Origin of the sequence: Pantoea sp. 1B4 (assembly GCF_016925765.1) — a bacterium.
Lineage (GTDB): Bacteria > Pseudomonadota > Gammaproteobacteria > Enterobacterales > Enterobacteriaceae > Pantoea > Pantoea agglomerans.
Genome location: NZ_JAEUWZ010000001.1, coordinates 3,379,011 through 3,391,225 on the forward strand (window position 1 = coordinate 3,379,011; position 12,215 = coordinate 3,391,225).

The 12,215-nt window shown below is 55.7% G+C and carries 8 protein-coding genes, 4 pseudogenes and 1 riboswitch; of the genes and pseudogenes, 4 read left to right on the forward strand and 8 right to left on the reverse strand.

Annotated features, from left to right (window positions below; all coding sequences use genetic code 11):
• Positions 1 to 49: 49 nt before the first annotated feature.
• From parE to nudF, 5 genes and pseudogenes are all read right to left on the reverse strand, one after another.
• Positions 50 to 1,947: pseudogene (gene parE, locus JNO11_RS16175) on the reverse strand (DNA topoisomerase IV subunit B).
• 49 nt (positions 1,948 to 1,996) lie between these two features.
• On the reverse strand, positions 1,997 to 2,578 hold the full coding sequence (yqiA, locus tag JNO11_RS16180; RefSeq protein ID WP_010249032.1) for an esterase YqiA: 582 nt from the start codon (positions 2,576 to 2,578) through the stop codon (positions 1,997 to 1,999).
• A gap of 3 nt (positions 2,579 to 2,581) precedes the next feature.
• Positions 2,582 to 3,409, reverse strand: coding sequence for a 3',5'-cyclic-AMP phosphodiesterase (cpdA, locus tag JNO11_RS16185; protein ID WP_010671125.1), 828 nt, complete (start codon positions 3,407 to 3,409; stop codon positions 2,582 to 2,584).
• Between the two features lie 42 nt (positions 3,410 to 3,451).
• Positions 3,452 to 3,877 (reverse strand): DUF1249 family protein, encoded by a 426-nt coding sequence (locus tag JNO11_RS16190; RefSeq protein ID WP_008925735.1) that lies wholly within the window; start codon positions 3,875 to 3,877, stop codon positions 3,452 to 3,454.
• The gene (nudF, locus tag JNO11_RS16195; RefSeq protein ID WP_033758832.1) at positions 3,874 to 4,509 is read right to left on the reverse strand and encodes an ADP-ribose diphosphatase; all 636 of its coding nucleotides are present in this window, start codon (positions 4,507 to 4,509) and stop codon (positions 3,874 to 3,876) included. The genes JNO11_RS16190 and nudF overlap by 4 nt, the downstream gene beginning before the upstream one ends.
• A 214-nt stretch (positions 4,510 to 4,723) precedes the next feature.
• On the opposite strand from nudF, the gene tolC reads away from it, so the two are divergent.
• The 3 genes and pseudogenes from tolC (at position 4,724) to JNO11_RS16210 (ending at position 8,174) form a co-directional block, all read left to right on the forward strand.
• Positions 4,724 to 6,190 (forward strand): outer membrane channel protein TolC, encoded by a 1,467-nt coding sequence (tolC, locus tag JNO11_RS16200; protein WP_010249035.1) that lies wholly within the window; start codon positions 4,724 to 4,726, stop codon positions 6,188 to 6,190.
• Between the two features lie 142 nt (positions 6,191 to 6,332).
• A pseudogene (locus JNO11_RS16205) lies at positions 6,333 to 7,005 on the forward strand (DUF1190 family protein).
• Between the two features lie 7 nt (positions 7,006 to 7,012).
• Positions 7,013 to 8,174 (forward strand): annotated as a pseudogene (locus tag JNO11_RS16210) (glutathionylspermidine synthase family protein).
• Between the two features lie 51 nt (positions 8,175 to 8,225).
• On the opposite strand, the gene ygiD reads toward JNO11_RS16210, so the two are convergent.
• Both ygiD and ribB read right to left on the reverse strand, forming a co-directional pair.
• Positions 8,226 to 9,011, reverse strand: a complete 786-nt coding sequence (gene ygiD, locus JNO11_RS16215) for a 4,5-DOPA dioxygenase extradiol (protein ID WP_325177681.1) — start codon at positions 9,009 to 9,011, stop codon at positions 8,226 to 8,228.
• A gap of 235 nt (positions 9,012 to 9,246) precedes the next feature.
• Positions 9,247 to 9,903, reverse strand: a complete 657-nt coding sequence (gene ribB / locus JNO11_RS16220) for a 3,4-dihydroxy-2-butanone-4-phosphate synthase (RefSeq protein ID WP_064689999.1) — start codon at positions 9,901 to 9,903, stop codon at positions 9,247 to 9,249.
• 110 nt (positions 9,904 to 10,013) lie between these two features.
• Positions 10,014 to 10,171: riboswitch (FMN riboswitch) on the reverse strand.
• Between the two features lie 171 nt (positions 10,172 to 10,342).
• On the opposite strand from ribB, the gene JNO11_RS16225 reads away from it, so the two are divergent.
• A complete protein-coding gene (locus tag JNO11_RS16225; RefSeq protein ID WP_022623887.1) occupies positions 10,343 to 10,732 on the forward strand; it encodes an accessory factor UbiK family protein in 390 nt (129 codons plus the stop codon).
• 39 nt (positions 10,733 to 10,771) lie between these two features.
• Here the strand turns inward: JNO11_RS16225 and hldE are convergent.
• Positions 10,772 to 12,198 (reverse strand): annotated as a pseudogene (gene hldE / locus JNO11_RS16230) (bifunctional D-glycero-beta-D-manno-heptose-7-phosphate kinase/D-glycero-beta-D-manno-heptose 1-phosphate adenylyltransferase HldE).
• Positions 12,199 to 12,215 lie beyond the last annotated feature (17 nt).

Genomic DNA, 12,215 nt, shown 5'->3' on the forward strand with positions numbered 1-12,215 from the left:
TGCTGGCTGAAGCACAAAGAGAACAGGACGCTTTCGCGTCCTGTTTTTTTTACACTTCGATATCGGCCTTGTCGCCTTTTTCCTGCAACCAGTTACGCCGGTCTTCGGAACGTTTCTTCGCCAGCAGCATATCCATCATGCGCAGCGTCTGGTCGATATCCTCTTCACTGATGGTCAGCTGTACCAGACGGCGGGTATTCGGATCCAGCGTCGTTTCGCGCAGCTGCAAGGGATTCATCTCACCCAGCCCTTTAAAGCGCTGAACGTTAGGTTTGCCCTTTTTTGCGTTTCAGCTGCTCCAGCACGCCCTCTTTCTCATCTTCATCCAGCGCGTAGTAGACCTCTTTACCGAGATCGATACGGTAGAGCGGCGGCATGGCAACGTAGACGTGTCCGTTTCTGACCAGTGAACGGAAATGTTTCACGAACAGGGCACACAGCAGCGTGGCGATGTGCAGACCATCCGAGTCCGCATCCGCCAGAATGCAGATCTTGCCGTAGCGCAGCTGTGAAAGATCTTCGCTGTCGGGATCGATGCCGATCGCCACGGAAATATCATGCACTTCCTGCGACGCCAGCACCTCATCGGAAGAGACTTCCCAGGTGTTCAGGATCTTGCCCTTAAGCGGCATGATCGCCTGATATTCACGATCGCGCGCCTGCTTGGCCGAGCCGCCTGCCGAGTCCCCTTCGACCAGGAACAGTTCTGTTTTATTCAGATCCTGCGCGGTGCAGTCTGCCAGTTTGCCCGGCAGAGCCGGACCGCTGGTGAGCTTTTTTACGCACCACTTTTTTGGCTGCCCGCATACGTCGCTGGGCGCTGGAGATCGCCAGCTCAGCCAGCTGCTCTGCGATCTGGATATTCTGGTTCAGCCACAGGCTGAAGGCATCTTTTACCACGCCAGAGACAAAGGCTGCGCACTGACGTGAAGAGAGGCGCTCTTTGGTCTGCCCGGCGAACTGCGGATCCTGCATCTTCACCGACAGCACATAGGCGCAGCGATCCCAGATATCTTCAGCGGAAAGCTTCACGCCACGCGGCAGAATATTGCGATATTCGCAGAACTCGCGCATCGCATCCAGCAGCCCCTGACGCAGGCCGTTGACGTGAGTCCCGCCTTGCATGGTCGGGATCAGGTTAACGTAGCTTTCAGTTAACAGCTCGCCGCCCTCCGGCAGCCACAACAGCGCCCAGTCAACCGCTTCCACATCGCCAGCAAAGCTGCCGACAAACGGTTTTTCCGGCAGCGTCGGTAAGCCATTCACCGCTTCGCACAGGTAGTCAGTCAGGCCATCTTCGTAGCACCAGGTCTGTTCGGTATTGTTCAGCTTGTCTTTAAAGACAATCTCAACGCCAGGACAGAGCACCGCTTTGGCTTTCAGCAGATGTGATAAGCGTGACACCGAAAAACGTGGGCTGTCGAAGAAGCTTTCATCGGGCCAGAAATGGACGCGCGTGCCGGTGTTGCGTTTAGCCACCGTGCCGGTAACCGTGAGATCCTGGACTTTGTCGCCGTTCTCAAACGCCATGTCATAGATTTCGCCATTACGGCGCACCGTGACTTCGACGCGTTTTGACAGGGCGTTAACCACCGAGATACCGACGCCGTGCAGGCCGCCCGAGAACTGATAGTTTTTATTGGAGAACTTGCCGCCCGCGTGCAGACGACACAGGATCAGCTCGACGGCAGGCACGCCCTCTTCCGGGTGAATATCCACCGGCATGCCGCGACCATCATCAATAACTTCCAGCGACTGGTCAGCGTGCAGAATCACTTCAACCCGCTTCGCGTGGCCGCCCAGCGCCTCATCGACGCTGTTATCAATCACTTCCTGACCCAAATGGTTGGGTCGCGTCGTATCGGTGTACATCCCCGGGCGACGGCGAACAGGCTCAAGGCCAGTCAGGACCTCAATGGCATCCGCGTTATAGTTAGATTGACTCATCGTAAATGTCTGATTAGAAGGGTGAAATGGGGTGCGATTTCCGCATTACTCAGGGATGATTCAGACCGAGAAAGTCCAGAATCTGCGGGAAATGGCGCTCGAATCCAGTAAATGCATGATTTCCGCCCTCTTCTACCGTGTGACGGCACGCGCTGTAATAGTCGAGCGCCTGACGGTAATCGAGAACTTCATCGCCGGTCTGTTGCAGCAGCCAGAGTAAATCGGGCGCTTCCAGCGGTTCAATCTGCATTACTTTCAGATCGTAAATGTGGCGTGACTCTAACACATATTGCTGGCCGGTGTAGGGATTCTGATTTTCGCCCAGGAAATCCGCCAGCAGCTCAAAAGGCCGTACCGCGGGATTGACGACCACAGCAGGCAGCATAAAGCATTGCGACAGCCAGGTGGCGTAATAACCGCCCAGCGACGAGCCCACCAGCCCCAGCGTTTCGCCACTGCGGCTCAGTACCAGATCTTCCAGCATTGCGGCGGCATCGGCCGGAAACGTCGGCAGCTGGGGCACAATCATTTCGATCTCCGGATGCTGCGCCTCTAACCATTGCCGGAACTGCGTCGCCTTAGCCGACTGCGGCGAGCTGTTAAAACCGTGCAGATAGAGTAATGCCGCCACGCGTCAGTATCCTTCTGAGTCTAAATCGGGACGAAAAGCGTCGGTGTCGAGCCGGTTAACCTCGGTCTCAAGGCCGCCATCCGGATACAGCGTGAACCAGCGCCAGCCTGGTGCCACGGTGTCGATCGTAAAGCTGGTGCAGTGCGGTTTGAACTGAACGCAGGTTGAAGGGGTGGCCAGCACACGACGACCGTGCCACTCAACATCCAGCTCCTGGTGAATATGACCACAGACCAGCGTCCGGGCTAACGGGTAATGCTGTAACACCGCATCGAGCTGATGTGAGTTGCGCAGGCTGTGCTGATCGAGCCAGGTACAGCCAGAGGCCAGCGGATGGTGGTGCAGCAGGACCAGCGTATGACGTTGCGGATAGCGGGCCAGCGCGTTATCGAGCCACTCCAGCTGATAATCGCTCAGCATCCCGTGCGGCACACCCGAGACCTGGCTGTCCAGCAACACAATCTGCCACTGCTCACCCACCAGCACCTGCTTGTGGGCATTGATATGAGCGGCTGCCAGCGTGTCGAACATCGCGGGCTGAAAATCGTGATTACCGGGCAGCCAGACGCAGGGCCGCGGCAAACGTGAGATGCCCTCAGCAAAATGCTGATAGGCTTCGATAGAGTGATCCTGGGCGAGATCGCCGGTGGCGATAATCAGGTCGTAATCGCGATGTTGCGCAATAATCGCATCCAGCACCGCTTTATAGCTCGACCAGGTGTTCACCCCAAGCAGCGATTCATGTTTTCCCGCGAACAGGTGGGTATCCGTGATTTGCAAAATCCTGATTTCGGAACCGTTCGCTGCAGGAAGAGTTAGCAGGCTATCCAAAGCGTTTCCTTCGTCTCCACGCCATTTACTGCATTATACGCATCAGCAGACCGGAACTGCCATCGCACCATGTGCCAGGCAGTAGCGCAGCCAGTCTGCGAGAAACTGGTTTATCTGATGTTTTTCATCGCGCTGATGCAATTTTTTATTAGGATAATCATAGCGCGCTTTGAAACGATAGATCTGTTGAGTTGAACACACTTCGGCGACCATCGCATCGTGATAGAGCCTTACCGACATCGAGGGCAGACTCCAGTAACTCACGGCAGGCGCGACCTGGCGGATCTCCACCAGCGTGGTGTAGCGTGTGGACTCCTGGATCGTCAGCTGATAACGGGCGCCACTCACCTGATAGATCACCGATTCTCCCGCCTCATCGTTACGCGGCAGCAGGCGGCGTAACTGGGCGAAATTGGTTTCGCAGAGCCGCATCATTTCGGGAAAGTCAGGGGTATAGCGCTGTTTCATTTTTGTATCCACTCTTCGCGTAGTTTCTCATGGTGCAACGCCAGCCATTGCAGGGCGATGACAGACGCCGCATTGTCAATTATCCCCTCTTCCACCCAGCGGTAAGCCTGTTCGCGGCTCACCACATGGACAAGAATATCCTCATTCTCTTCCTCCAGACCATGGCATCCCTCTGCCTGGCTGGCATCCACTTCCCCAATCAGCACCGACAGACGTTCGCTGGTGCCGCCAGGGCTGGCCAGATAGTTAAGCATGGGCTTAATCCGGCCGACCTCTAATCCTGCTTCTTCAACGGCTTCACGGCGCACGACCTGCTCAACAGATTCACCGGGCTCAATAATGCCGGCGACCATCTCCAGCAGCCAGGGCGAAACACTGCTGTCATAAGCCGGGATGCGGATCTGTTCAATCAGCACCACTTCATCGCGTAAGGGATCATAAGGTAGCAGCACGGCGGCATGTCCGCGCTCAAAAACTTCGCGCTGTACTTCCCCACTCATTTCGCCGTTAAACTGGCGGTGGCGGAAGCGATAACGTACGACGGAAAAAAAACCATCATAGACGGTTTCGCGTGCAATAATTTCTACATCGTTTTTTGTGAAAGTCACAGGGGATTTTTTTTCTTCCGGCATCATCGGGTTCCTTATGCAGATTGAGGTGGAGCGAAAAAAGCCTGTAACCGTGCTCCATGTAAGTGGTTCTTTCTGAATTATTTACGTAAATTAGGGGGGAGAAGGCACGTTCAGCCAACTTATCTCACAGTTGCCCTCTGCTAGAATCGGCGATAATTTTTTGGCTTACCCGGCAGCGCACCCACTGCAATTTGCTGCAACAAAAGGAATGCAAATGAAAAAACTGCTCCCATTTTTTATTGGGCTGAGCCTGGGCGGTTTCAGCTTCGCCAGCCAGGCCGAAGACCTGCTTCAGGTTTATCAACAAGCACGTCTGAGCAACCCGGATCTGCGCAGCGCCGCTGCCGATCGCGATTCTGCCTTTGAGAAAATCAACGAAGCGCGTAGCCCATTATTACCCCAGCTCGGCCTGGGTGCAGACTACACCTATAACAACGGCTATCGCGACAGTAGCGGTCTCCATTCCAACACGACCAGCGGCTCGCTGCAATTAACCCAGACTATTTTCGACATGTCGAAATGGCGCGCACTGACCCTGCAGGAAAAAGCTGCCGGTATCCAGGATGTGACCTATCAGGTGGCGCAGCAGGATCTGATTCTGAACACCGCGACCGCCTACTTCAACGTGCTGAAAGCGATTGATACCCTTTCTTACACCGAAGCGCAGAAACAGTCGATCTATCGCGAGCTGGATCAAACCACCCAGCGCTTTAACGTTGGCCTGGTTGCCATTACTGACGTACAGAACGCCCGTGCGCAATATGACAGCGTGCTGGCTAACGAAGTGACCGCGCGTAATAACCTCGATAACAACGTGGAAACGCTGCGTCAGATCACCGGCATGGACTACATGTCGCTGGCGTCGCTGAGCATTGATCGCTTCAGAACCGATAAGCCCGAACCGGTCAGCGCGCTGCTTAAGCAGGCGGAAAGCCGTAACCTGTCGCTGCTCTCTGCGCGTCTGAACCAGGATTTAGCCCGTGAGCAGATCCGCTCAGCTGAAGCTGGTCACATGCCGACGCTGGGTCTGACGGCCTCTACCGGCATGTCGAACAGCAAATATGGCGGCAGCCGTGCGAACCAGAGCCAGGGGTCTACTGACTCCATTACCGGTTCTAACCAGGTGGGTCTGAGCTTCTCACTGCCACTCTATAGCGGCGGCAGCGTCACCTCTCAGGTGAAACAGGCGCAGTACAGCTTCGTCAGCGCCAGTGAATCACTGGAAAGCGCGCACCGCTCTGCGGTTCAGACAGTCCGCTCATCGTTTAACAACGTGAATGCTTCTATCAGCAGCATCAACGCTTATAAACAGGCCGTGGTCTCTGCGCAAAGCTCTCTGGATGCGTCAGAAGCGGGCTATCAGGTTGGTACGCGTACTATCGTTGATGTGCTGGATGCAACCACCGTGCTCTACAACGCTAAGCAGCAGCTCTCTGATGCGCGCTATAGCTATCTGATTAACCAGCTGAATATCAGCTATGCGCTGGGTACGCTCAATGAGCAGAGCCTGCAGAAACTGAACAGCCAGCTGGGTAAAGAGATCCCGACCTCACCGGAAACGGTAGCACCGGAAAATGCACAGCAGACCGCGCGCGTGGATAGCGGTCCGGCAGCAACCGGCTCTTCTGAGGCAGCACGTCCTGCGGCTCGCCACAGCAGCGGTAATCCTTTCGGTAATTAATGAGCGGGCGGGCTGCTTTGCGGCCCGTCTCTCTGTTGAACGTATAACTAAGTAAAGATCCCTGTTGTATCAGGCCTCCAGCTTCAATTTTACCCCCCCATCCCCTATTCTATGCGCTACCTTTGGGCACAGGATAATCATAATGAAACGCACAAAATCTATTCGCTATGCCGCTTTTCGCAAGAGCTGGCAGGCACGCCATTTAACGCCCGTTGCTATCGCCGTTTCGGCGGTATTTATGCTGGCTGGTTGTGAACAGAACGACGAAACAGTTTCGATGTACCAGAATGCCGATGACTGTTCAAAAGCCAATCCGGGCCAGAGTGCGCAATGTACTACCGCATTCAATGAAGCCAAAAAAAGAGGCGGAACGCACCGCGCCAAAATATGCCACGCGTGAAGATTGTGTCGCTGAATTTGGTGAAAACCAGTGTCAGCAGACACCGGCTCAGGCGGGCGTGGGCACCACTAATGCCGAATCGCAGCAGAGTGGCGGCAGCTTCTGGATGCCACTGATGGCAGGTTACATGATGGGTCGCATGATGGGCGGTGGTTCGGGCTTTGCACAGCAACCGCTCTTCTCACCGAAAAATGCCCGCAGCCCGGCCAATGGTCAGTTTGTTGATGCATCAGGCCGTAATTATGGTGCAGCAACATCCGGCAAAAGCATGACCGTGCCGAAAACGGCGCTGGCACCAAAACCGGCTACCACCTCCACCATTACCCGTGGTGGCTTTGGTGAAACCGTCGCGAAGCAGAACAGCATGCAGCGTAGCAGCGCCAGCGGCACTTCCAGCCGCTCAATGGGAGGCTAACGCCCCGATGGAACGCATTGCCATTTCAGAGCGCCCAGGCTGGCGCGAAAAAGCCACCGAGTTCGGTTTTCGTTTTCACACCATGCATGGTGAACCCTACTGGTGTGAAGATGCTTATTATCAGTTCACGCTGGCGCAAATCGAGCATCTGGAAGAGGTGACCGCTGAATTACATCAAATGTGCCTGCAGGTGGTGGAAAAAGTGGTTAACAGCGAAGCGCTGCTGGCTAAATTCCGCATTCCTAAACACACCTGGGACTTTGTGCGCGATTCATGGCATCAGCGTCAGCCTTCGCTTTACTCTCGTCTGGATCTCGCCTGGGATGGCAAAGGCGATGTAAAGCTACTGGAGAACAATGCCGATACGCCGACCTCGCTGTATGAAGCGGCATTTTTCCAGTGGCTGTGGCTGGAAGACCAGCTTAACGCCGGTCAGCTCCCCCGCAGGCAGCGATCAGTTTAATAGCCTGCAGGAAAAGCTGATTGAACGCTTCGCCGCGTTACATCAGCAGCACGGCTTCAACTGGCTGCACTTCGCCTGCTGCCGTGACACCGACGAAGATCGCGGCACCGTGCAATATCTTCAGGATTGCGCCACCGAAGCGGGACTGCCGAGTGAGTTTCTCTACATGGATGAAATCGGACTGGGCGAAAAAGGGGAATTTACCGACGCCCAGGATCAGGTGATTAGCAACCTGTTCAAGCTCTATCCGTGGGAATTCATGCTGCGTGAGATGTTCTCCACCAAGCTGGGCGATGCTGGCGTGCGCTGGCTGGAACCGGCCTGGAAAAGCATTATCTCGAATAAAGCCTTGCTGCCGCTGCTGTGGGAGATGTTTCCGAATCACCCTAACCTGCTGCCCGCCTGGTTCGCGGAAGATGACGTGCCGCACATGGACAAATATGTGGTGAAGCCGCTATTTTCACGTGAAGGTGCCAACATTCGCATCGTGGAAAATGGTCAGGAGATCGCCCGCGTCGATGGACCCTATGGCGAAGAGGGAATGATCGTCCAGCAGTTCCATCCGCTGCCTAAGTTTGGCGACAGCTATACGCTGATCGGCAGCTGGCTGATTGACGATCAACCGGCCGGTATCGGCCTGCGGGAAGATCGCGACCTGATCACGCAGGATCTTTCCCGTTTCTATCCGCACGCTTTTATCGGTTAATGCACCGCGATAATAACAGGCCAGCTTCTGGCCTGTTTTCTTCTGACTTCCCTAACCTACCTGAACCGACAACATGCTGATCGCCCCCATCTCCATGCCATCAACCGGAATGCTGATGGCGTCATCCGGCTGACGTGCGCCAAGTACATAGAGCAGCGGCAGATAGTGCTCAGGTGTCGGATTAGAAAGCGCCGCACCAGGATGATCCATAAAGTTAACCAGCGGATGAGAAGCAGCATCGCTCTGCACCGCCAGGTTATCGCGGACAAACTGTTCAAAACTGCTGGCCCATGGATAAACTTCGCTGTTGCCATCCCAGCGCACTTTACGCAGGTTATGTACCACGTTGCCGCTGGCGACAATCATCACACCCTGATCGCGCAGTGCAGCCAGTTTCTGGCCCATCTCAAAGTGCCATGCCGCAGGTTTGGTGCCATCAATGCTTAGCTGGACCACCGGAATATCGGCCTCCGGATACATCTTGATCAGCACACCCCAGGAACCATGATCCAGTCCCCACTCGTGATCCAGCGTCACCGCAACGGGCGCTAACTGCTCCACCAGCTGCTGCGCCAGTTCAGGCGATCCCGGTGCCGGATAGCGCGTATCAAACAGCGCCTGCGGAAAGCCCCCAAAATCATGAATGGTCTCAGGCTGTGTCATTGCCGTCACGGCGGTGCCGCGCGTATACCAGTGCGCAGAAACCGCAATAATCGCGCGTGGACGTGGCAGAGTATCGCCCAGGTGACGCCACGCGGCGGTATAGCGATTCTCTTCAAGGGCATTCATCGGGCTGCCGTGACCCAAAAACAGCGCTGGCATTCGTAACTGGCTAATTCGTGATCCCCGGGATCGAGTATTTGATAGCCATTACGATACGCGCATCCGCTGCTTTATCACGCGGATAACCATGATGGTGATCATCAGGAAATTTGAATGAAATTTAACGTGGCAGGTTTAACAGGGTTTTCGGCATGAAGGAGAGAGGAGAAGTCAGCTGTCAGGCCGCGCCATTCCGGGTGTCAGGACGATAAACAGGCCCGGGAGGGGCCTGTTTATCGCAGCAGCCAGATTAGCTGGCGTGGCGTGTTTCGTGCGCGCGACGCCAGGCGATCAGATCTTCAATGGTCACCACCGGCATGTTGTGCTGACCGGCGAACGCAATCGCTTCTGGCGCATGAGCCATGGTGCCATCGTCGTTGGTCAGTTCGCACAGCACACCTGCGGGCTTAAAGCCGGCCAGGGTGACTAAATCAATAGTCGCTTCGGTATGCCCGCCACGGGTTAATACGCCGCCTTCGCTGGCACGCAGCGGGAAGACATGACCAGGGCGATGCAGATCGGTGGGTCTGGCATTGTCGGCAATGGCGGCGCGGATGGTGGTGATACGATCCTGCGCGGAGACGCCCGTGGTGACGCCTTCTGCGGCCTCAATGGTCACGGTGAAGCCAGTGCCGAAAGAGCTGGTATTGTTTTCCACCATCATTGGCAGATCGAGCTGCTGGCGACGCGCTTCGGTCAGGCAAAGGCAGACGATGCCGCTACCGTGACGGATAGTCAGTGCCATCTGTTCAACGGTCATGGTTTCTGCGGCGAAGATCATGTCGCCTTCGTTTTCGCGATTTTCATCGTCGAGTACCATCACACCGCGTCCCTCACGCAGGGCGGCGATAGCACGTTCTACACGCTGTTCAGGCGTGCCAAATTCAGAAAGTAGCGTCTGATTCATGGTAATAAAAACCTTAAAATGTATGGGTTACCAGAATCAGGGCGTGCTTAGGAGTGACGTCAAAAAGACGTGGCAATAACGTGAAGCAGACACAATTGTCCGACAGATGTCGTTACCCTCTCCCATCCGGACTGTAACCGTCGGCCCCGGAATTACACCGGATCTGCTGACCTTTACCTCTCTTTTCATAAAGATAAAGCGCTCGCGGGCTTTCAGCCTAAGCTGATTTACCGCCGGTGGGGAATTGCGCCCCGCCCTGAGAATAAGCACTTTAACTATAACGCCGATCGTTTGAGGCGGCAATCATCAATAGCGCAATTGCTTTTGCATTTCCTGCGTTACCGATTTGAGGTTTATCCTTTTCATTTCTGGCATTACACTTAACACTTATTACGTTGGTAAACACGCTGACACAGCTCCCCGTAACCAGGAAATCATCATGATCGACACGAAAAAAATTGAACAACTTGCCCGTCAGGTTCACGAAGCGATGCCTAAAGGTGTTCGTGAGTTTGGTGATGATGTCGAAAAGAAAATTCGTCAGGTTCTTCAGGCGCAGCTGACCCGGATGGATCTGGTCAACCGTGAGGAGTTTGATGTGCAGACGCAGGTATTACTGCGTACACGTGAGAAGCTGGCGGCGCTGGAGCAGCGTCTGGCGCAGCTGGAAAGTCAGGGGTCATCAGCCGGTACGCCGCCGACGGCAACCGCACCAGTAACACCTGCTGCCGCGACCACACCATCAGCCGCCGTAGCGACCTCACCTGCAGCCTCGCCGTCACCGGTTGCGGACGTGGTGAAACCTGTTGTGGACAACAAGCCCGAATAAGCCTTTAAGCGGGAGCGCGGCTCCCGCTTACGCTGCGTTTTAGCTGCCGCGGATGGTTTTGATAATGTTGGTAGTGGAGATACCATCTTCGAAGTTCAGCACCTGAACGTCGCCGCCATTTGCCCACACTTCTTTGCTGCCCGCGATATCTTCCGGCTTGTAATCTCCCCCCTTTGACCAGCAGGTCAGGGAGAATGCCCGCAATCAGCCGCTGCGGCGTATCCTCTTCAAATACCACCACCCAGTCGACCGCTTCCAGCGCGCCCAGCACGATCATCCGGTTTTCCTGCGGATTCACCGGACGGCTTTCGCCTTTCAGACGTTTAGTTGACGCATCGCTGTTCACCGCGACAATCAGTCGATCGCCGAGCTTGCGGGCATTTGCCAGGTAGGAGACATGACCGGCATGCAGAATGTCGAACACGCCGTTGGTCATTACCACTTTTTCGCCACGGCGGCGGGCCATCTCAACGGCGGCTTTTAACTGCGCTTCGGTCATGATGCCGAAACCCTGTTCCGGGCGGGCATGAATCGCATTTTCCAGCTCAACGGTGCTGACGGTGGACGTACCCAGTTTACCCACCACCACACCCGCAGCCGCGTTGGCCAGGAAACAGGCTTCTTCCAGCGAATCACCGGCCGCTAATGCCGCCGCCAGCACGCCAATCACCGTATCGCCCGCACCGGTCACGTCATAGACTTCCTGTGCCTGGGTGGGCAGATGCAGAGGCGCTTTGCCCGGCTGCAGCAGCGTCATGCCATTTTCTGAACGGGTCACCAGCAGCGCGGCGAGGTCAAAATCGGCGATCAGCTGGGTGCCGCGCGCCACGATCTCCTCTTCGTTTTTACATTTGCCGACCACGGCTTCAAACTCAGAGAGGTTCGGCGTCAGCAGCGTCGCGCCACGGTAGCGCGCAAAATCGGTGCCTTTCGGATCGATTAATACCGGTACGCCCGCTTCGCGCGCCAGAGTAATCATGGTCTGCACGCTGGAGAGCGCACCCTTGGCGTAATCGGACAGCACCAGCGCACCCGCGGCGGCCAGTGACTCACGCATTTTCTGGTGAATCGGCTCCGGATCGACCTGATCAAAGCCCTCTTCAAAATCGAGGCGGATCAACTGCTGATTGCGGGAAAGCACGCGCAGTTTGGTAATGGTCGGATGGCTTTTGACCGCCACGAAGTCACAATGCACGTTGACGTCTTTCAGCGTGTTACTCAACACACGCGCCGCATCATCTTCGCCAGTCAGGCCAATCAGGCGCGACGCGGCACCGAGTGCTGCAATGTTCATCGCCACGTTTGCCGCGCCGCCAGGGCGCTCTTCAACCGTGTCCACTTTCACCACCGGAACCGGCGCTTCAGGGGGAGATACGGCTGGTTGGGCCATACCAGTAACGATCCAACATTACATCGCCAACAACCAGCACTGAGGCTTGGCCGAACGCGGGCAGAGTCACTTTCATTCCAGACACTCCAGACT